The organism is Mesorhizobium sp. B2-4-12, assembly GCF_006441575.1.
Lineage (GTDB): Bacteria > Pseudomonadota > Alphaproteobacteria > Rhizobiales > Rhizobiaceae > Mesorhizobium.
On the sequence record NZ_VFVC01000034.1, the window covers coordinates 46,984 to 66,835 of the forward strand.

At 64.9% G+C, this 19,852-nt stretch carries 20 protein-coding genes and 1 pseudogene; 13 read left to right on the forward strand and 8 right to left on the reverse strand.

Annotation, left to right across the window (positions count from 1 at the left end; all coding sequences use genetic code 11):
- Window positions 1-162 precede the first annotated feature (162 nt).
- On the forward strand, window positions 163-363 hold the full coding sequence (locus FJ934_RS19610; protein ID WP_226890652.1) for a hypothetical protein: 201 nt from the start codon (window positions 163-165) through the stop codon (window positions 361-363).
- 211 nt (window positions 364-574) lie between these two features.
- Here the strand turns inward: FJ934_RS19610 and FJ934_RS19615 are convergent, their stop codons facing one another.
- Entirely contained in the window at window positions 575-1,552 is a 978-nt protein-coding gene (locus tag FJ934_RS19615) for a nucleoside hydrolase (RefSeq protein WP_140611471.1), read from the reverse strand.
- A gap of 276 nt (window positions 1,553-1,828) precedes the next feature.
- Between FJ934_RS19615 and FJ934_RS19620 the strand changes: the two genes are divergently transcribed.
- Together FJ934_RS19620 and FJ934_RS19625 are read left to right on the forward strand one after the other, a co-directional pair.
- On the forward strand, window positions 1,829-2,890 hold the full coding sequence (locus FJ934_RS19620) for a hypothetical protein (protein WP_140611473.1): 1,062 nt from the start codon (window positions 1,829-1,831) through the stop codon (window positions 2,888-2,890).
- A gap of 41 nt (window positions 2,891-2,931) precedes the next feature.
- Entirely contained in the window at window positions 2,932-3,666 is a 735-nt protein-coding gene (locus tag FJ934_RS19625) for a hypothetical protein (RefSeq protein ID WP_140611475.1), read from the forward strand.
- A gap of 140 nt (window positions 3,667-3,806) precedes the next feature.
- Here the strand turns inward: FJ934_RS19625 and FJ934_RS19630 are convergent, their stop codons facing one another.
- The 4 genes and pseudogenes from FJ934_RS19630 to FJ934_RS19645 form a co-directional block, all read right to left on the reverse strand.
- Window positions 3,807-5,039, reverse strand: coding sequence for a peptidoglycan-binding protein (locus FJ934_RS19630; protein ID WP_181165691.1), 1,233 nt, complete (start codon window positions 5,037-5,039; stop codon window positions 3,807-3,809).
- A gap of 402 nt (window positions 5,040-5,441) precedes the next feature.
- Window positions 5,442-5,630: pseudogene (locus tag FJ934_RS19635) on the reverse strand (LysR substrate-binding domain-containing protein); the annotation flags it as partial.
- 21 nt (window positions 5,631-5,651) lie between these two features.
- Window positions 5,652-6,560, reverse strand: a complete 909-nt coding sequence (gene gcvA, locus FJ934_RS19640) for a transcriptional regulator GcvA (protein WP_140611479.1) — start codon at window positions 6,558-6,560, stop codon at window positions 5,652-5,654.
- A gap of 22 nt (window positions 6,561-6,582) precedes the next feature.
- Complete coding sequence (locus FJ934_RS19645; RefSeq protein ID WP_140611481.1) at window positions 6,583-6,774, reverse strand: hypothetical protein; 192 nt, start codon at window positions 6,772-6,774, stop codon at window positions 6,583-6,585.
- On the opposite strand from FJ934_RS19645, the gene FJ934_RS19650 reads away from it, so the two are divergent.
- From FJ934_RS19650 to FJ934_RS19660, 3 genes are all read left to right on the forward strand, one after another.
- A complete protein-coding gene (locus FJ934_RS19650) occupies window positions 6,774-6,956 on the forward strand; it encodes a DUF1127 domain-containing protein (RefSeq protein WP_140611483.1) in 183 nt (60 codons plus the stop codon). The genes FJ934_RS19645 and FJ934_RS19650 overlap by 1 nt on opposite strands.
- The gene (locus FJ934_RS19655; RefSeq protein ID WP_140611485.1) at window positions 6,953-7,849 is read left to right on the forward strand and encodes an NmrA family NAD(P)-binding protein; all 897 of its coding nucleotides are present in this window, start codon (window positions 6,953-6,955) and stop codon (window positions 7,847-7,849) included. Before FJ934_RS19650 ends, FJ934_RS19655 begins: the two co-directional genes overlap by 4 nt.
- A 161-nt stretch (window positions 7,850-8,010) precedes the next feature.
- The gene (locus tag FJ934_RS19660) at window positions 8,011-9,156 is read left to right on the forward strand and encodes a KamA family radical SAM protein (protein WP_140611487.1); all 1,146 of its coding nucleotides are present in this window, start codon (window positions 8,011-8,013) and stop codon (window positions 9,154-9,156) included.
- Window positions 9,157-9,502: 346 nt separating this feature from the next.
- Here FJ934_RS19660 and FJ934_RS19665 read toward each other — a convergent pair whose 3' ends face one another.
- From FJ934_RS19665 to FJ934_RS19675, 3 genes are read right to left on the reverse strand one after another with little or no spacing between them, the layout of a single operon-like run.
- Window positions 9,503-10,150 (reverse strand): 4'-phosphopantetheinyl transferase superfamily protein, encoded by a 648-nt coding sequence (locus FJ934_RS19665; RefSeq protein WP_140611489.1) that lies wholly within the window; start codon window positions 10,148-10,150, stop codon window positions 9,503-9,505.
- Complete coding sequence (locus tag FJ934_RS19670) at window positions 10,147-10,623, reverse strand: GNAT family N-acetyltransferase (RefSeq protein ID WP_140611491.1); 477 nt, start codon at window positions 10,621-10,623, stop codon at window positions 10,147-10,149. Before FJ934_RS19670 ends, FJ934_RS19665 begins: the two co-directional genes overlap by 4 nt.
- A 52-nt stretch (window positions 10,624-10,675) precedes the next feature.
- Entirely contained in the window at window positions 10,676-14,794 is a 4,119-nt protein-coding gene (locus FJ934_RS19675) for a Pls/PosA family non-ribosomal peptide synthetase (RefSeq protein WP_181165693.1), read from the reverse strand.
- A 603-nt stretch (window positions 14,795-15,397) separates the two neighbouring features.
- Between FJ934_RS19675 and FJ934_RS28080 the strand changes: the two genes are divergently transcribed.
- From FJ934_RS28080 to FJ934_RS19705, 7 genes are all read left to right on the forward strand, one after another.
- Entirely contained in the window at window positions 15,398-15,562 is a 165-nt protein-coding gene (locus FJ934_RS28080; protein WP_181165694.1) for a hypothetical protein, read from the forward strand.
- A 162-nt stretch (window positions 15,563-15,724) separates the two neighbouring features.
- Complete coding sequence (locus FJ934_RS19680; protein ID WP_140611493.1) at window positions 15,725-16,696, forward strand: MBL fold metallo-hydrolase; 972 nt, start codon at window positions 15,725-15,727, stop codon at window positions 16,694-16,696.
- Between the two features lie 175 nt (window positions 16,697-16,871).
- Window positions 16,872-17,351, forward strand: a complete 480-nt coding sequence (locus FJ934_RS19685; RefSeq protein WP_140611495.1) for a tetratricopeptide repeat protein — start codon at window positions 16,872-16,874, stop codon at window positions 17,349-17,351.
- Window positions 17,352-17,616: 265 nt separating this feature from the next.
- A complete protein-coding gene (locus tag FJ934_RS19690) occupies window positions 17,617-18,123 on the forward strand; it encodes a DoxX family protein (protein ID WP_140611497.1) in 507 nt (168 codons plus the stop codon).
- Window positions 18,124-18,252: 129 nt separating this feature from the next.
- The gene (locus tag FJ934_RS19695; RefSeq protein WP_140611499.1) at window positions 18,253-18,855 is read left to right on the forward strand and encodes a BA14K family protein; all 603 of its coding nucleotides are present in this window, start codon (window positions 18,253-18,255) and stop codon (window positions 18,853-18,855) included.
- Window positions 18,856-18,961: 106 nt separating this feature from the next.
- Window positions 18,962-19,291, forward strand: a complete 330-nt coding sequence (locus FJ934_RS19700; RefSeq protein WP_140611500.1) for a DUF2934 domain-containing protein — start codon at window positions 18,962-18,964, stop codon at window positions 19,289-19,291.
- A 220-nt stretch (window positions 19,292-19,511) separates the two neighbouring features.
- Window positions 19,512-19,796: a PRC-barrel domain containing protein gene (locus FJ934_RS19705; RefSeq protein ID WP_140611503.1), complete on the forward strand. Its 285-nt coding sequence runs from the start codon at window positions 19,512-19,514 to the stop codon at window positions 19,794-19,796.
- Window positions 19,797-19,852: the final 56 nt, after the last annotated feature.

Consider the following 19,852-nt stretch of genomic DNA (forward strand, 5'->3'; position numbering starts at 1 on the left):
ACGGCGGTTACTGATCTGACGTCAACTTGCCTGGCTCCGCGATCTCGACGGAGCCGGGCAACGTGGCGGCGCCGCCGAGCTGACAAACGGCTGGAACAAAAGCATCGGGGAGAGGTTAACGATCGAAGGGACCGCAACGGATGCGGAACAATGATAGAACTTATGAACTTGGAACTGGCGCGGGCAAGGCAGCGAGTCAAACGGGCTGAGCTGGCCCTGTCTCGGGCCAAGGAATTGATGGATGAAGACTGTGGTGTCGGCATCAATATCGCGCTGTGCAGCCGGATCAGGTCTGCGCAGCAATATGTGGCCCAAGCCAGGGCCCGCCTGACGAAGATCAAACCGCCAGCTGCCAATCCTTAGGACGCCGACAGCCGCGCTCAGGCGCATCTTCCCTGAGCCATGACCGCAGTGGCAAGCCAGCCACGTCTCGACGTCCGCGCCCATAGCCGCGCGCATGAGAGATGCATCGCCTGAAGCGGTCGCTCGGACGGGACCAAGCCAAGTCTGCAGTTCCGCTGGGCTGCCCCGGTTCACAACCAGCCGCGTCTTGTTCGTTCGGACAGCGCTTGAATTACGCCTCCTTCTGGCTGGTGAGCCGCTCGAGCGCATCGACGATCAGATCACAAAACTTCGCATGGTCGAGCTTCATCGCCACGGTATGGCGGAAGTCGACCTGCTCGCTTGCCGTGCCGCCGAAATGGTGCATGCCACCCATTTTCTCGAAATTGCAGATCGTCATGCCCTTGGTCCACCGTCCGGCAATTTCGACGCGGATATCGGCCTTCTCGGTGGTGAAGACGCTTCCGTCGATCATGGCGGCGACGCAGCATGCGTCATGGACGGCGGGATACTCGATTTGCAGCAGGGCGCCATGCGTGGTCGCAATGAACTCCCAGATGTCGAGGATGAACCTAGCGATCGGACCGCCGACGGCGCGCACCCTGTCCTGCAGCTCCGGGGTGGCCAGCGCCTGGTGCGTGAGGTCGAGCCCCACCATGGTGACATCCCAACCGGCGCGGAACACCACGTCGGCGGCCTCCGGGTCGCCATAGACGTTGAACTCCGCCGCGGGCGTGATGTTGCCGCGCGTGTAGCTTCCGCCCATCGCGACCACCCGCTTCACCCGCTCGACGATGCGCGGGTCCTTGCGGACGGCTAAGGCGATGTTGGTATAGGGGCCGACCGGGACCAGCGTGATCGTCTTCGGCCCATGCGCCATGACCGTGTCGATGATGAAGTCGACGGCATGCCGCTTGTCGAGCTCGAACGAGGCAGGCGGCAGCACCGGGCCATCGAGCCCGGTATCGCCGTGGATCTCGACCGCCAGCACCTGATCGATGATCAAAGGGCCGGGAGAGCCCTTCGCCACCGGCACCTTGATGCCATAGGCGGTGCACACGGAAAGCGCGTTGCGCGTGGTGTTCTCGACATTGTGGTTGCCCGAAACCGTCGTGATGCCGAGGAGATCGATCTTCGGATTGCCCGCCGCCAGCAGGATGGCGATGGCGTCATCATGCCCGGGGTCGCAGTCCAGGATGATCTTCTCCATGGTGGCACCTCTCTTGTCGGCGGATTCCGTTCGAACAAGAGACTGCCGGGTCCATGCAGTCAAGGTTGCGGTGGCCAAGCGACACGGGCACCCGCTCCCTGGGCAGGTCTGTCGCGCGATCGCAATGATGGGACGGCGAAACGCTCTTCGTTCGTTCGAATGACAACAAGCAAGGGATCAGGAGGTAGCGTGCGGGCGGGGCGGCATAGAGCGCCCCAGCTCGAACCAAGTGGAGAATAGAATCGCGGTGAGGGTCGCAACAGGTGGGATCAAGTGATGATTGATTTGCCGGATACCAGATCGAAATCTCCAAGCAGCGGCTTCACCTTTATCAAAAGACGGCCTTTGATTTCAAGTCATGGGACGTCTGGAAGGGGCAACGCCATGCTGTCCCTCGTTCCTTCAATCCTCATTCTGCTGTTGGCGTCCCCGGCCAACAGTCAACTGGCGCCCGAAACGTCAGCGGTTGCCGCAGCCAATGGCCACTCGCCGGTCGTGGACCACACCGATATCGCGAAAGAACCGGACAAGGTGCCGCCCGGCGAGGATGAGGGGGCCTTGCGCCGCGAATTGGCCGCGGCACGAGCCGAACTGGCCAGGCAAGCGCAGGTCCTGAAAGAGCAGCGGCAAACGGACGAAGCGCTCACGCTCAATCTGGAGACGGCGCAGCGTGTCATCGAAAACTTCAGGGCGGAAGCCAGTCTCTGGGACAGCGAGAAAGGCGCCATGGCTGAAGCGCACCCCGCAAGCGAAGCCTCTCAGGCCGCCGCGACGCGAGCGCTTGATGACGAGCGTCATAAGGCAGAGCTCCTGGAACAAGAACTCACCACGGCTCGCCAAACGATCGATGCCCTCAAGACAGGCGCAAATCTGGCCGCGCAGGAGCGGGCCAAGGCCGTGAAGGCCCGGCAGGTGGCCGAGGCCGCTTCAAACCAAGCGGGGCAAGCACTCAAACTGGAACGTGAACGAGCAGATGCAGCCATCCGTGACCTTGAGAGTGCTCGCAAGGAACGCGATGCCCTGAAGCAGAACTCGATGGAATTGAATGCGGCGCTGGAGCAAGAGCGTGAAAGGGCCAACGGTTTGGCCCGCAGCCTCAGTGCCGCGCGTGAGGAAATCGACGGCGCGAAGGATAAGCGTCGGAGCGCGGCCGTTGAGCGCGCGCCCAAGGCACGTACGAATGCGCTTGCAAGTTCATCAACGCGTTCGGGCGCAGCCCGTAACCCGGGTTTGCCGAAAAAACAGAAAGTGAAGGGTCCAAAGCCTCCGCAACCTGTGTTGCTGGCAACCACTGCTCTTCCCATTGCATTGCTCCCAACCCGACCACCTGCGCAGTGAAAGGCGAGCGAGCGACATGCATCCCGCAGGGGAGGACGAAGATGAAAGAGTACTTCGCCGCCGCGTTGGCGATCGGTGTCGCAATTGGCCCCGCCTCGGCTCTCGATGCAGGCATAGGCGGTAAGGTTGGCGGCCTCGGGGACGGCGCTGGAGCGAGCGTCGGTTCGCAAGGCGGATCCGTGGGGGTGGGCACGAACGTGGGCGGTGCAGGCGGAGCAAACGTCGGCGCGTCGGTCGGCGTCGGTAACGGATCACCCGCCGCGGGCGTTGGTGCCAGCGGCAACGTTGGCAACCCCAGCGGAAGCGTTTCGAGGGGTATCGGCCTCGGCAACGCCCCGCCCGCCGAAAACGGTTCGGCGACCGCGCCCGGCAAGCCGGCCGCTGCCAAGCCGGCCGCGGCTACGACAGCCACTGCCTCCGCCAAGGCCGCCAGGCAATCGAATTTCCTGCCGCCCATCCTCAGGCCTTCCAAAGCCGGCGAGGGCGAACCCACCCCGGGATATCCCCTTCGATCACTGGAGCCCGTTACAGCGAAACCCGGCAAGCCAACCGCGATCGCGCGAGCCTGCCGTGCCGCGATCATGTCCGCCGCGAAGCCGCTTGGCGCCGTGCGTGTCAATGCCGTCAGCGCGGGTGCCTTGCACCACCGTGGAGGTGTACTCACGGCGCCGATCAAGGTGCGAATAGACTATGCAAGACAGGGCGGCATCGAAGTTCGGCAAGCGCAAGTCAGTTGTCGCCTCAATAAAGCGGGCAGGGTCACTGCGGTAATATAGCACCGAAGCTGAAAGAGGCACGGCGCTTCGCCGACGTCGCATGGCGCGCTGTCGCGGCGACAATGGCATTAGATGGCGCCGATGGGCAACGATCGACCCCCATCTCCTTGTCGAGGGCGTCGGCGGGCTAAGACGGGTCCCTACTTCTTCAACGCGACGTCGAGCAGGGCGAGCGACATTCCTCCCAACAGGTCGAACGCTCTTTGCATTTCGGCTGTTCCATCGTCCGTGGCTTTCACGCCGCCCGGATCGCGATTTGGCGACGGCGGCGCCACGGTCGTCATCAAGCCGATGCTTTTCGTGACTTCGATATAGCAGATGCCGTGCGAGACGCGGTCTCCGAAGTGCTGCACGCAACCGAAATCGACCACCCGTTTTTCTCCGTCCTTGGTCGTGAACGTCGCCTGCGACTTCCTGTCGAGATGGTCGGCGCCGCCTTCCTCGCGCGACCTCTTGTCGGCCATCGCCTCCATTTGCGCGAATACGTCCGATCCATCGACATGGTAGAGATCGACGACATCCGCTTCCGGGCTGGCCGGATCGGTCACCGTCGCCGTGCACCTGATCTTGCTGTCGCCCGCCAGGCGGCCGCAGGTGAAAGTTCCCTGGAAACTGAAATTATTGCCCGTCTGGCCATTGATGTTGCCGATGCCTTCCGACAGGGCACCGTTCAGGGCCTCCTCGTTCACGCCGAATGCGTCGAGCGGGGAGGTCGGTATGTTCTGCGACGTCGATGGCTGCACGGCCTCGGCGCGCGGCGCTGCCGTTTTTATGTGCCAGTCCGAAGTGTCGACATCGCGATTCCCCTCCAGGATGGCTGCCACGAGCGCGCCGGCGCCGCCGAGCTTGGCCGTCAGTTGGTCGAGCGTTTTCTCGTCGGGTTCGCCGGTAACCGGCAAGCCTGCCTGGCTTTGAAACGACTTCAACGCGCTCCTTGTATCCGATCCCGCGTGGGCGTCGATCCGGCCCTTGTAGTAACCCAGTTTGAGCAGCAGGACCTGCGCGAAAATCGTGCGGTCAAACAGCGCGTTCTCCTCCTGGCTGATGGACTGATTGCGCTCGGAGAAGGTGGTTTGCGTGTGGCACAAGCCTTTCACCGCGAAGGTGCATGCCAGTTGGGCCTGAATGCGTGCGTTGACCTCCATGGAGGCCTCACAGGCTATGCCATAGCCGCCATTGTCGCCCGTGGCGACCGCCCCCCATCCGCCCTGGCATTCCAAAGCCAGCTGGCAATTGACGCCTTCTGCTCCCTTGCATTGCTCGAGCGCGCATTTACGCGCGGCTTCCCTGCTTGTGTAGCCGGAGCACCAACCATAGGACTCATCATCGCCGAAGAAGACCGCGCCGGCCGCCAGAGTGCTGCCGGCCGGCAAGAGACCCAGCAGAAGACAGCCAAGCATGAGACAGAGGCGCTTCATCGCAGCCTCCGATTTCCGTCTCGGAACATCTTTCGCAGGCGGTGACGGCGGCGGCTGTGTTCGGCGATGCCGCGGCCGAACGGGAAAGGCCTCTCAAGTGTCGGGAGCATCAATCCGCTCATGGCGACCAGACCTGGACAGGTCCGCCTTTTGCGGCCTGGGTTTCGGGCAAGCGTGTGTTTGCCTTGCCAGACATCATCTCACGGCCGCCGGCTCGCGTCCCCCTTCATAGTGATGAAGACGCTGCATTTGCGGCGCCTCGATGTCGGCTCGGTCGAAGCCGCGGCAGAGGAGGCACGCTGCGCAGCGCCTGGCCGGTCCGAGCGCGGCGGGCAGGGGTACGAGTCGCGGAGCCGCTTACAGGTTCGCCTCGGCGAAGATGCGCGCCGCCCAGTCGAGGAACACGCGCAGGCGCGGCGAGAGCTGCCGGTTCTGCGGGTAGAGCGCCGACAGCGGCGTCGGCGAGGGTGGGTAGCCGGCCGGCACCTCGACGAGCGTGCCGTCGGCAAGGTCCTTCTCGAAGCGATAGCGCGGCGCCTGGATAAGGCACGTGCTGCCATTGGCTACTTAGCTGCTTGTCGCACCGGCCCAGTCTACCGCGATCTCGGCGAACAGCCAGTCGCGGAACGCCCGGACCTTCTTCTGGCGCAGTGCCCCCTCGGGGTAGACGACGTAGTAGCGGGCGGCGGATTTCAGCGCGAGACTGAACGGCCGTACCAACCGTCCGGCCGCAAGGTCGGCCGAGACAAGCGCGCTGCGGCCGAGCAGCACGCCTTCGCCATGCACGGCGGCCTCCACTGCGAAGGTGGCGGAATCGAAGCGCACGCCGCGCTTGGGGTCGATGTCCTCGACGCCGGCCTGCTGCAGCCATGTCGCCCAGTCGATGCGAAAGGCATCGTGGATCAGCTTGTGATGCCGCAAATCCCCAGGCTGGCGCAACGGATGTTCGCCTTGCAGGAGTTCCGGGCTGCAGACGGGGAAGACCTCCTCGTCGGCAAGAAATTCAGCCGTCACGCCGGCATAGCCGCCCCGGCCGTAACGGATGGCGATGTCGATGCCGTCGCTGACGAAATCGGCGAGCACACCGGAGGTGGAGAGCCGCACGTCGATGTCGGCGTTGGCGCGGTGGAAGCGGTGCAGCCTAGGCACCAGCCAGCGGCCGGCAAAGCCGTCCGACGTGCTGACATTCAGGATGCGCGTCGAGCGGTCGGGAGTGGCGGCGATGGTCGCGGCGGCGATCCGGTCGAGCGCCTTGCCGACCTCCACCGCATAGGCAGCGCCCACGGTTGTCAGGCGTACGGACCTTGTCCCGCGATCGAAAAGCTGGATGCCAAGCCTGCCTTCTATGTTGCGGACGGCGCGGCTGACCGCGCCATGGGTGAGGTTGAGCTCTTCCGCCGCCTTGGAAAAACTCAAATGCCTGGCGGCAGCGTCGAAGGCGGGCAGGGCGGTTAGAGGTGGCAGTCGGCGCGGCATGATCTCGATCTGTGAGCGTTGCTCACAAATCCTGCACAAAGAGTCGTTTGTCGTCCAGCCCGAAAACACCCAATATCCAGGTGTAGCGCGCATCCAGATCGGCCTTCGGAACACCGGATGCGCTGAAATGACCAATCACAGTGTGAGCAATCGTCACGCTCGCCCTCGCGGCGGCACCGGCGCGCTTGCGCACAGTGAAACAGGAGACGGACAATGACCTTGACCCTTGGACCCATCGGCGCCGCGATAAGCGGCCTTGCCAGGCGCAGTGCCGCAACATTCGAGCGCCGCCGCACGCTGCGCCGGATTTCCCGGCTTTCAGACCACCGTTTGCGCGACATCGGCCTGGAGCGCGACTGGGACGGCTCCATCCTTGGCAATGGGAGGGGGATATGACCAGCACCCTTATCATCGGCGCCACCGGGCTGCTCGGCGGCGAGATCGCCAAGGCCAGCGCGCGCAACGGCGACAGCGTCCATGTGCTGGTCCGGCCGGCAACTGCGGGCAATGAAGAGCGGATGCGCCCGCTGAAGGAGCTCGGCGCCACGGTCCATGTCGGCGATCTCGACGACTATGACAGCCTTGTGCGCGCCGTCGGCAAGGCCGATCGCGTTATCAGCTCGGTGCATGTCGGTTCGGCCAGCGAGATGACGCTGGTGCGCGCCGTCAAGGACGCGGGCGTTTCACGCTATGTGCCTTCCGCCGGCTTCGGCCTCGACTTTGCCGCCGCCGCGCCGGGCTCGATCGAACCGCTCGACCTCAAGAGAGCCATCTTCGATGCGGTCAGGGAGGCCGATCTGCCCTATACGGTGATCTACACCAACGGGTTCTTCTCGACCTGGGTGGCGACACTGGGCGACCTGACGCGCTTCGGTTCGACGCCCCTGCCGCCGGACGAGGTGACGCTCTATGGCGACGGCAATGTGCCGGCGACATTCGTGAGCGAAAAGGACATCGCCGCCGTCACCATGCGCGCGCTGGAGGATCCCGGTGCTGTCCGCAGTGAAATCCGCATCGCGCAGAACAGGATCACGCAAAGCGCGATGATCGATCTGTGGCGGCGCGTGAGCGGCCGTTCGCCGCGCATCGTGCGGCAGAGCGCGGAAGAGCTGGAGAGGATGATCGCGGCAGTCCCCGGCCTCGGATTGCTGCGGGCGTTCTGGATCCGTGGCGAGACGGCGCTGGAAACGGCCAATCCTGAAGCGGGCGCGCTTTATCCGGAGCTGAGTTTTGAAAGCATCGAAACTGCTTTCGTGGCGATGGACGCAATGCGCCAAACCGCCGGCTAGGTGCGGTGTATCCGGCGAGGCTGGTGTTCCGTCGCACCCCCCTCTGCCCGGCAAACAGAGGGGGGTGGGCGGGAACGCCGCGGATGACAAGTCGATGCGACGGGTGGTTGACCCGGCCGTCCATCCGGCCGATAGGTCCGCGCGAACAGCCCGAGACCCCGATGATCGACCTCAAAAATGCCACCCGCGCGCCGACCGCCGACACAATCTGGCAGGACGATGTCCGCCAGGGGGTGCGCCATGTGAGCGACCTGGCCTCCCTGCCGCTGTCGCCCGCCGAGCGCGAAGCCGCGCGGGAAGCCGCCAGCCGCCACAAGGTGCGCGCGCCGAAAGCCTATCTCGACCTGATCGACTGGAACGACCCCGCCGATCCGATCCGCGCGCAGGTGATCCCGTCGCCGGGGGAGTTGGAGGAGGCGGAGGGCGAGCTTGGCGATCCCATCGCCGATCACGAGTTCAGCCCGGTGCCCAGGCTGACGCACCGCCATGCCGACCGGGTGCTGTTGTTCCCGACCTATCAATGCGCGGTCTATTGCCGGTTCTGTTTCCGCAAGGAATCGCTGACCTCGATCGGCCGTGGCTATACGCGCGAGGCGCTGGAGCCGGCGTTGGCCTATATCGCAGCTCATTCCGAGATCCGCGAGGTGATCCTAACTGGCGGCGATCCGCTGTCGCTGCCTGACAAGGCGCTGGCCGAGATCCGCGCCCGCATCGAGGCCATTGCCCATGTGCGGCTCCTGCGCATCCACACACGCGTGCCGGTGGCTTTGCCTTCGCGCATCACATCGGGGCTGGTCGAAGCGCTGCAAGGCCGGCTGATGGTCACCGTCGTCACCCACTTCAATCACGCGCGGGAGATCACGGACGCTGCCGAGGCAGCCTGCCGGACGATGCGGCAGGCGGGCTTCGTGCTGCTCAACCAGAGCGTCCTGCTGAAAGGCGTCAACGACAATGTCGAGGCGCTTGAAGAACTGTGCCGCGAGCTGATGTACCGGCTCGGCGTCAAGCCCTATTATCTGCACCATGGCGACCTGGCGCGCGGCATGGCGCACAGGCGCACCACGATCGCCGAAGGGCAGGCGCTGGTGGAAGCGCTGAGGGCGCGGCTGTCCGGCATTTGCAACCCGGTCTATGTGCTCGACCTGCCGGAAGGCGGCGGCAAGGTGCCGCTCGGGCCGTGTCACGTCGAGGCACGGGACGGGCAGAGCTGGCGCATACGCGGGCTGGATGGCGCGGTGAGAGATTATCGGGAGATCGTCGGCGAGCGGGAGGACCAGTCTTCGAAGAAACCCGCTGCCGGCTCGTGACGCCGGAAGGCTTTCCTGCGGCGTCATAGCGACCATCCATAATCGCCGGCGTTCAGCGCCGCCCCTCATCTGCCTGCCGGCGTTCGTCGCTCGAAAAGCCAAGCAGTTGGCTTTTCGTCCGGTGCGCGGACCACGCCTCACCTCCCCGTACAGTGACGGGGAGAGGGGCGCTCGTCGCCGATTTCGCCAATCGCCAACTTGGAGCCAGCATTGCGGCCAGCTCTCTCGCCCGTTTACGGGGAGAGATGTCCGGCAGGACAGTGAGGGCAGCGCCAACGCAAAAAATTGCTGCCGTCAGCCAGAAGCTTATGACGCAGTAGCGCGGCAGGAATAATCGCGCCCGACCCTAAACGTCATCACCGCCAACAAAGGCCAAAACCACCACGCGCGGGGCGGCGCAGTAGGCGAGGCTGACCTTGCGGCCCGTCCTCGTCATCGCGCGGCCCGTGCCGAGGTCCACGGCGATATCCTCGTAGCCGAGGATCTGGCGATCGAGCGGATAGGCCGCCTTGTAGACCGCCTCCTTGGCGCAGAAGAGGATGCGGCCGGCAAGCTGCCGGTCGGTAGTGCCGATCTGATCGGCATTTGTCGAGACGATTTCGAAAATGTCGTCCGGCAGGGGTTGGGCGGGCTCGACGTCGATGCCCAACGAGCGGATGCGGCCAACAGGTGCGACCGCCGCCACGGCCATCTCGTCGTCATGGGCGAGCGAACCCGTTATGCCGCGCGGCCAGACCGGAGCGCCCGACGGCGCGCGCAAGATGGCGACGTCGCGGATGCCGATATCGGCCAGCAGCTTGTGCGCGACCAAGCGCGCCGCTCCGCTGGCGCGCCGCATGGCCGGCTGGCGCGCGGGGATGGAACGCGCTTCCTCGGGCATCAGATGGGTTTCGTCAGCCTCGCGTATCAACCGGCATCCGGTTCGGATATCCCCGGGCGCGATTGCCGCCATGGCCTCGAGCAGCGCGCCTTCGGCGGAGGGCGGCCGCGTCAACGACCGTCCGCCGGCAGGACGAGGTCGGCGATCATTTCGCCGTCCTCGTCGAGACCTTCCTCGACGAAACCGGCGGCGCGATAGAGCCGGCGCGCCGCTTCGTTCTCCGGTTCGTAGCAAATCGAAACGTGCCCGACATGGCCGAGCCCGGCGATCTCGTCCAGCACCTGGCGCAACGCGGCCTTGCCGTAGCCTCTGCCCTGCCAGGCGCGGTCGATCATGAAGCGGTAGATGCGCGCCTCGTCGTCATCGTCGGGCGCCTCGTACATCAGGAAGCCGACGACACGGTCGCCGGCCATCACGACGCGGGGCCTTGCATCCCGGTCGGATCTCGCCTCCTTCAGCGACTCCGCATTGCTCGCGACAAAATCCACCTGGTCCGGGGCCAGTTCCAGCGACGCGACCAGGGCCCGGTTGGCCTTGGTCACCGGCGCGAGACGGATATCCAAGGTGTTGGCCGGCCGGTCCGTCACGGCCCGGTCCCCGGGGTATCGAGATCCGCCCGTCGGACGGCCATGCCGGGCCTCAAGCGGAGGCCTTGGCGCCACCGTCCGTGACCGGTTCCACGAACCGGTGCAGCTTGGCCGGGTTGCCGCGCCAGATGGAATAGGGCTCCAACTCCTCGCCCTTCATCACGAAGGCGTCGACATCGGCCACCGAGCCTTCGCCCATCACGACACCGTAATGGACAAAGGCGGAGGGTCCGAGCGTGCAGCCCTTGCCGATGCGGATATAGTCGGACTTGAACGCACCTTCTTCCAGCGAGTGGGCCTGGATGACGCAGCCCTCGTTGAGGGTGACGTCGTCGCCGATCTCCACCAGGGAGCGTTCGGTCAGGTTGGCGCCGCCGTCATAGACGCGCTTGCCCATCTTGACACCCAGCAGGCGCAGGATCATCGGCCGGAAAGGCGTGCCGCTGAACAGGCGCACGATCGGCGAATCCGCAAGCTTCCAGTGGCGTTCGTGGCGCCAGAACGTGACATCGTAGATCGTCGTCATCCGCGGCTTCAGCCTGCCGAAGCCGAGACTGGCCCGCTCGATCAGGATGTAGAACGGAATGGTGATCGCGGACGTCAAGAGCACGGCGACGAAGAGCGCGACCTCGGCCCATTCGGTATAGTAGTTCAGCGCGCGGTCCCAGATCGCTAGCGTGGCGAACAGCATGACCCATTGGACCGCCACGAACAGGAGCACCGTCACCAGATTGTGCAGGTTCTTGTGCGGGATGCGCTGGCGCCGGTCTTCCTCGTCGATGCCGGCGATAAGCTCCTTGTCGCGGTTCACCATGCGGGGGATTTCGAAGGGAGGCGAGCCCAGGAGCCCGACATTCTCGCGCAACGGCCCGTCGACCGGAATCATCACCTTGGTGCCGAGCAGGCAGTTGTCGCCCGTGCGTCCATCCGGCGGATAGTAGATGTTGTTGCCGAGATAGTTGCGTTCGCCGATCTTCGTCGGCTCCAGCCTGAAGGCGGTGGCGGATTTGTGCATGTTGATCATGAACAGCCCGTCCGACACCATGGTCTGGGTGCCGATCTCGCACAGAAGCGGGTTTTCGTGCTGCTGGTTGGAGCCGAAGTTGGAGCCGGTCTGCACCACCTTGTTCAGCTTCCAGCCGATGGCGCGCATGTAGTGCACGATCGCCGAGCTGTCGCCGAACAACAGCCCGAGCACGCGGGAATTGCTGGTGAATTCGGCGACGGTCTGCAGCCAGTAGCGGAAGCCGTAGAGCGTGTAGGTGCGGCCTGGCTTCAGGATCAGGTTCGTCAGGCGCGGTATCAGCGTCGCGGCGAGGAAGGCGGCGGCGATATAGCCGAAGAGCGTGACCGTGGTGCCGATCGCGACCACGCCGATCGTCTCCTGATAGTCGTCGCCGACATTTTCCCAGTAGCTGTGGAACAGCAGCGGCAGGGGGGTGACGATGGCAAACAGGCCGACCAGATGCGCCGCCTCGAAGAGGAAGCGGCGGATGTTGGACGGATTGACGTTGCGCATCTTGCAATAGTCCGCCGTGGTCGGCACGGCCGGCGACCCATGCCAGTGCTCGCCGTCGGGAATGCTTTGCCCGCGCTGCAGCGAGGAAGAATGGCCGAGCTGGCCGCCGTCGCCGATCGAGGTGTCGATGTCGATCGTGCAGCCGACGCCGACGAAGGCATCGCGGCCGATGGTCAGCGGTCCGGTGTGGATGTAGCCGGACTGGGCGCGGTAGCCGAGGATCATCGATTCCTTGCGCAGGATGGTCCGGGCGCCGATGGAGATCAGATCGGTGCAGACCGGCACGGAGCGGGATTCGATGACCGCGTTCTTGCCGATCCTTGTTCCCAGCAGCTGCAGATAGAGGCTGTAGAGCGGGCTGCCGCGGAACAGGACGACCGGCGCCGAGCGGATCAACGTCTTGACCACCCAGAAGCGATAATAGCGCAGGCCCCAGATCGGGAACGCCTCGGCCTTCCAGCGGCCGACCAACAGCCATTTGGCGGCGACGGCGAAGCCCGACATGCCGAAGAACACACCGGCCGAAAGCGCCACGCAGCGCAGATAGAGCTGGACCGGGTCGTCGAGCGCGTCATAGACCCAGTTGAGCCCGTGATTGACCGCCCAGAGCGCTAGATAGCTGTAGACCCCGTAAAACAGCAGCTGCGCCATTCCACAGGTCCAGTAGGCGAAATTCGATGCCTGGCGGGTGAGGACGGGCTCGTTGGTGGCCGTCGTCATCTCTTCCGGCACGCGCAGGTGCTTGGCCAGGCGCGCCACCGTCGGGTAGAGATAGATGTCGCGCATGGAGGTCGTGGCCCATTCCTTCCTGGTGCGCACGCGCGCGCAGAAATGGGCCATGAGCAGCGAGTTGGCGCCGAGATCGTCGAAGAAATTGTCCTCGACGGACACGTCATCGAATTTCAGCACGGCGCACAGCGCATCGGCCAGGAAGCGCTCGTCGTCATTGCCGGGCGCCACCATCGTGCGGCCGGCCGAAAGCCGCACACTTGTCGGCTTCGGCAGCTGGCGCAGGTCGACCTTGTTGGAAACCGTCATGGGGATCGCCGGCAGTTCCTCCAGATAGGAGGGCACCATGTAGTCCGGCAGGCGCCGCTTCATCGTCTGGGCAATGTCGGCGCGCGACAGCGGCGGCTGGCCGGCCTTGGGCGCGTAGTAGGCGACGAGCTCGACGCGGCCGGGCTCGATCTCCCAGGTGGTGACGGCGGCCTGCGCGATCTCCGGCTGGTCCAGCAGCACCGCCTCGATCTCACCGAGTTCAATGCGATAGCCCCGGATCTTCACCTGGGTGTCGATGCGCCCGTTATACTCGATCTCGCCATTGTCGTTGATCCGGCCAAGGTCGCCGGTGCGGTAGATGCGTTTCGACGGATTGTTCGGCAGGCCGACAAAATCGGCGATGAACTTCTGTTCCGTCAGGTCCTGCCTGTTGAGATAGCCGACTGCGAGCCCGATGCCGGCTATGCCGATCTCGCCCAGTTCGCCGGGCTCGGCGAGTTGCGGCAGGGACGGGTCGAGGATGACGATCGAATAGGTGGGCAGCGGCGCGCCGATGGTCACCGGACTGTCCGGCGTCAGCGCGGCCATCGTCGCCGTGACGGTCGCCTCGGTCGGGCCATAGGTGTTGAGGATCTGCCGGCCCGGCTTCGACCAGCGCACCACCAGATTGTGCGGGCAGGCCTCGCCGCCGACCAGCAGCGTGCGCAGGCTGGGCACGTCGCTGGTCATGGACGACAGCAGCGTCGGGCTGCAGGCCATGCAGGTGATGTCATGATGGCGCAGGAAATCCGCGAGCTCCTCGCCTACCAGCGGCAGCTGGCCCGGCGCCGGCACGACGGTCGCGCCGGCGGCGAACGGCACCCAGATCTCCTCGGCCGAAAAGTCGAAGGCGATGGTCATGCCCTGGTAGACGCGGTCGCCCGGCCGGTATCCGTAGGAAGCGGCGGCTACCCGGATGAAGTTGACGAAGCTCTGGTGCTTGATGACCACGCCCTTGGGCCGGCCGGTGGTGCCCGACGTGTAGAGAATGTAGCAGGTGTCGTCGGATGATGCCGCCGCAGGCGGCGGCAGCGGCGCGTCGGACCGTGCGGCAATCTCGGCTGCGGCGCTGTCGATCAGCACATAGGGGACGGGCAGAAGTTCGGCCCGCGACGCGTAGGCGGCGATGGTGACGATCAGCCCCAAGCTGGCGTCCTCGATGATGAGCGACATGCGCTCTTCGGGAAAGGCGGTGGCCAGCGGCACGAAGGCCGCGCCCGCCTTCATCACGCCGAGCAGGGCGACATAGGTTTCCGCCGACCGGTCGAGGATAAGCCCAACCCGGTGACCGGGCCGCACGCCGCGTTCGATCAGCAGGCGCGCGAACTGGTTGGCGCGCTTGTCCATTTCTTCGTAGGTCCAGACACGCCCCCCGGAGATCACCGCCGGCAAGGTGGAGAACGTCGCGGCGAGCTGTTCGAAGACCGCATCGAGCCGCTCACCGGGCTGACCCTGCCGGGCGAAATCGGCGCCCGTCAAAATCTGGGCGCGTTTATCCGTGCCGGAACCGGAGGCAATCCTTACAAGTGCATCGACGCTGTCCAGGCGAGCCCCTTCGGGGTCTCCGCCCGATATCTCCCTGTCCAGTTCGGCGACATCGACACCGTGATCCATTTCCAAAACTTTCTCGTCCTGACCGAACAGGCACATCTCGCTCATGCCGCCGCGCCGGCAGGCATTCGGCTGTGCCGCCGCTGCAATTTGACCGTTGTTGATGGAGGTGGAATGACTGGCGCTTCCATATTGGAAGAGCCTGGAATTCCGACCGGCGATCGATGACCGCCGAGTCGCACCCCTCTTTGGCCGGCCCGATATCACATATTCGGCGCTCTGTCTTCACATGTTCGGGAGCAGGGCACGGAGCACATCGCCTCGGCGCTGCCGGCGGCGCGCGCCATGCAGAACAGCACCCCCATCCTTCCGTTCGAACCTCGTTGCATTGCCCCGTACCAAACCCCGTTCGCCCGCGCGGCGGCCAATTTCCGGTCGCTGAGGGATGGTTATGCCATCCGATCTTTTCGCCAGTTTTTCCGAACTGTTGAATATTGTTTCTGGATTGTGTCTGGGCGCCCTCTCCGCATGGCCGCTGCCACCAGATTCCAGCCTTCCAAAAAATCTCGTCGCAGCCGGGAATAAAGCGCGGTCTTGCCGGGTCTTCCCTACAGCGGGGCCATTTCAGCGGCCCGCGCCGAGGAAACGGGAAAGGAACTTACCGAAATGACCAAGCTCGCTCTCAGCGTGGCTGCGATGCTGCTTGCCTCGAGTTCGGCCTTTGCCGGCAGCGCCCATCTTCCGGGGCGCCGCGCCGAGCCGGCCGCCGCCGCCACACCGCCTCGATCCGATAGCCAGAGATGGTTCGGCACGGTGCGCGGGCGGCGATGAATCCGATGCGGAGGAGCCAGGCCAGGGCATCTGGGGCAACTGAGTTCATGGGGCCTGCACCGGATCCCGACGATTCCGGCCCCGATCCGCAATCAGCGGCGGAGGGCAGGGGCCTCCGCCATTTCCATCCGTGACAGCCACCACTCACCAGAGGAGATCCCAATGTTCAGCATGACACGCCGCACAGTGCTTCAGTCCGCCGCCGCCGCTGCCGCCTTCGGCCTTGCCGGCAAGCTTGAATTCACTCACCCCGCTTTCGCCGAAACGCTGGTGGAACCCAGCGTCGGCTTCTACAAATACACGGTCGGCGACATCGAGGTCACCGCCGTCTACGACGGCATCTGGCGCAAGCCGCACGATCCGGCCTTCATCAAGGGTGTCTCGGTCGACGACACCAAGGCGGCGCTCGCCAAGGCGGGGCTGACCACCGACTTCATGCCCATTCCGCTCACCGTCGTCGTGCTGAAGATGGGCGGCCGGCTGATCATGATGGATGCCGGCTCGGGCGTCGGCCAGTGGCAGACCAATGCCACGCATCTGCCGGCCAACATGGCGGCCGCCGGCATCGACTACAAGGCGATCGACACCATTATGATCTCGCATTTCCACCCCGACCATGTCTGGGGCCTGATGGAGAAGGGCACCAACACGCCGGTGTTCCCCAATGCCGAGCTGATCGTCAACGCCACCGAATACAACTGGTGGACCGACCCCAGCCGGCTGGCGAAGCTGCCGGAAGGCCGCAAGCCGGCGGGCAAGCGCATCGCCGAAAACTTCCCCAAATGGAAGAACTGGAAGTTGGTCGAGGATGGCGCCGAGGTCGCGCCCGGCATCCAGATCATCGCGGCACCCGGCCATACGCCAGGCCACTCGGTGTACCTCGCCAGTTCCGGCAAGGAGCAGTGCATGGTCTCGGCCGACACCATGTATGTGCCGGCGCTTCTCGCGCCGCATCCGGAGTGGCAGGGCAGCTACGACCAGGATGGGCCGACCGCCATCACCACGCGTCACAAGATCATCGACCGGGTGATCGCGGACAACATCCGCGTCTGCGGTTCGCACTTCCCGTTCCCGGGCACCGGCGTCTTCGTCAAGGACGGCGGTGCCTATGGCTTCATCCCGGTTCAAATTTGAGACCGTTTGGAAACCCTACTCTGGCGGCCATATGAAGGCGTTTTCCCCGCTTCCGTTGCTTCCGGACCCAAACGTCCGCTGCGCCACGGTTCTCGAAACCATCATCATATGACTCGCCAGAGCGAATTTCGAAACGGTCTCGCGATGCTGGCACTCAATCAAAGCGAGAAAGACAATGAAACAGTCTCTTTTGGGCAGAAACGCCCTGTTCGGCCTGCTCGGCGCCATTGCCGTGCTGACCGTCGTTCCCGTCGCCACGATCATGCCGGCCTATGCGGTGGATGACGTAGAAGGCGCCGATGCGCCGGACCTCACCGCCGTCAAGGCCAAGATCGACGCCAAGGACTACAAGGGCGCGCTGGCCGACCTGCGCGATCTCGCGCAGGACAATCAGCAGGCCGATGTCTACAATCTGCTCGGCTTCACGCTGCGCAAGACCGGCGACACCAAGACGGCGCTGACTTACTACGGCAAGGCGCTGGAGCTGAAGCCCGACCACAAGGCGGCCCGCGAATATCTGGGCGAGCTCTATGTCGAAACCGGCGACATGGACAAGGCCAGGGAGCAACTGGCATCGCTGCAAAAACTGTGCCCCGCCGGCTGCGACGAGCTTTCCGACCTGCAGCAGGCCATCGACACCAAGGTGACGAAGTAGCAACGGCCTTTTCTCTCCCCTCGCGGGACCACTTGCGGGAGGGATAGGAGTGGGGGTACTCGTAGGGCGAAAGCCTGGGCCCATATGCGATTGCCCTGCCCAAGGACGTGGGGAGAAGGTGGCCGCGAAGCGGCCGGATGAGGAGGCCTTGGCGCCGACGCCAGTCCCCACAAAGTTTGGGCGCTCGTGGCTGGCGCCCATTGCCGGAGCCGGCATCCTCTCCCTCGCGCCGGCTCCGGCCCTTTAGCAAAAATGGAGGCTGACCATGATACCGACCGAATCCGCCGCGAGGCTGCACGGCCTCGTCACCAAGCTGTACCTGGGGGACGCGGCCCTGCTCGCCGGCCGGTTGCTGCTTGCCCTCATCTTCCTGCATGAGGGCGCCACGCTGGCCACCCATTTCGACGCCGCCGCAAAGGCGATGGCAGCGCTTGGCGTCGGCCTGCCGCTGTTCATTGCCACCATCGCGCTGCAACTCGGGGCAGGGCTCTCTATCGCATCCGGCCTGCTGACGCGGCTGGGGGCCATCGGACTCGGCCTGTTCTGCCTGGCCACGGCCACGCTGTTCCACGCCAACTTCGCCAGCCGGAACGAGCTGCTGCATTTCGAAAAGGACCTGGCGATATCAGGCGGCATGTTCGTGCTGGCCATCGCCGGCGCCGGCAAAATTTCGCTGGACTGTCTGCTGGCCCTCTATCTAGGGCAGCGGCAGCGCGACAAGGACATGGTGGCGGCATTGCTGGCGCCCCGACGTCATCAAGGGCCAGGATAGTTGCTTCGGATGGCCAGTTGCCGAAGTCGGCGCTGCCCCTCACCCGCCTGCCGGCGTTTGCAGCACGCACTTTGCTGGAACCAGCCTTGATGCTCCGCATTTTATGAGCGAGGGCTTACGGAGGGTGACGTGAAAGCGATTTTTGGACTGGTCTGCGGCTTCGTCTTGACTCTTGCCGTTTTCGGCAGCGGGCTGGGCTTCGCCGCCTGGCTGCTTGCCGCCAAAGCCCCGCATGAGGCAAGGCCGACCGTCAGCGTGTCGGAGCTGTGGACAAGAAACGCGCGGCCGGTGGACAAGGCGGCGCAAAATCTCGAACGCGTGCCGGCCGACCAGCCCGCGCCGACTGACCTGGCCCCCAAAGAGCCGGCGCCCGACCCGACCGTGACAAGCGCGGTTCCGCCGGTGGCGGCCGAAAGGCAGGCCGCGCTGCCGCCGTCGCATGTCCAATGGTGCGCCAGCCACTACCGCTCGTACAATCCGGACGACAACAGCTACATGTCCTACAGCGGACGGCAGCGCACCTGCAACTCGCCCTACCTCGATGCCGGCGACCAGTCCGCGCAGCCTTCGGCCGAAGTCAGCTATGTCGAGGCGGGCGGCGCCGGTTCGGCCGCCGCGGCGGAGCCTTCCGCCGACCATGTCGATAGCTGTTTCAGCCGCTACCGCTCCTACCGGCCGGAGGACAACAGCTACCAGCCATATTCGGGCGGGCCGAGACGGCAATGCGAGTAGCGGGCCCGATGGCGATGAAAGGCGCCGGCGCCTTCCCGATCACGCAGATTTTTTGGATCGTTCGCCTCGGCGCGGCGTTCATTCCCCACACGGTGGAGGAACTGATATGAGCGACGACAGGAACGACAGGATCCGCGAGCGCGCCTACCAGATCTGGCAGCGCGAAGGCGGCGTGCATGGCGACCACGAGCGGCACTGGCACCAGGCCGAGATGGAGATCGACAGGGAGGCCGCGCGGCCGCTGACGGCCGGCGACGCATTGCCTCAGACCCGCGAGATCGCCAGCTCGGACGTGCTGGCGGTGGAGGATCTCGCCATGCGAACCGGCATATCGGGCGACGAGGCGCAGGCACTGCTCGACCGCCTGGGCAGCGACCGCGCCGCGATCGAACAGGCCGCGCGCAACCTGGAGGCGAAGAAGCGCGCCGGATCCTGACGGCCCTGTTTTCACGCAATTCCGGGCGGACAGGCGCCGCGCACGGTTCCCCGAATTGCTGAAGCCGGCCATGAAAGCGCGGTGCCGCCGGGCAGTCAGGCTGACCGGCGAAGGCTGCCTGGACGGCGTCATCGACATAGGCGACAGCTCCTTCACTTGCATCGGAACCCTTGGCCGCCTCGGAGGTTCACCCTGTCCCCCAACCAAGGAGATTGAAGTCATGGACCACACAAACCATGTCAGGCTGAGCCCGGCCGAACTGACCCCGGACACGCTCGAAGGCGCCACCATCTACGGGCCCCGCGACGAGAAGATCGGCTCGGTCGACCATCTGCACGGCAGCCAGGTCGTCATCGACGTCGGCGGCTTCCTCGGCATCGGCGCCAAGCCGGTCGCCGTCGCCGCCAGCGAACTCGATTTCATGCGCGACGAGGACGGCGACGTCCACGCCGTGACCAACTGGACCAAGGACCAGCTGAAAGCCATGCCCGAGCACCGCGACTGACAATCTGAAGGCCCGGCGACGACCGGGCCGTTCGTCTTTTCGAAGAGGAGAGACCG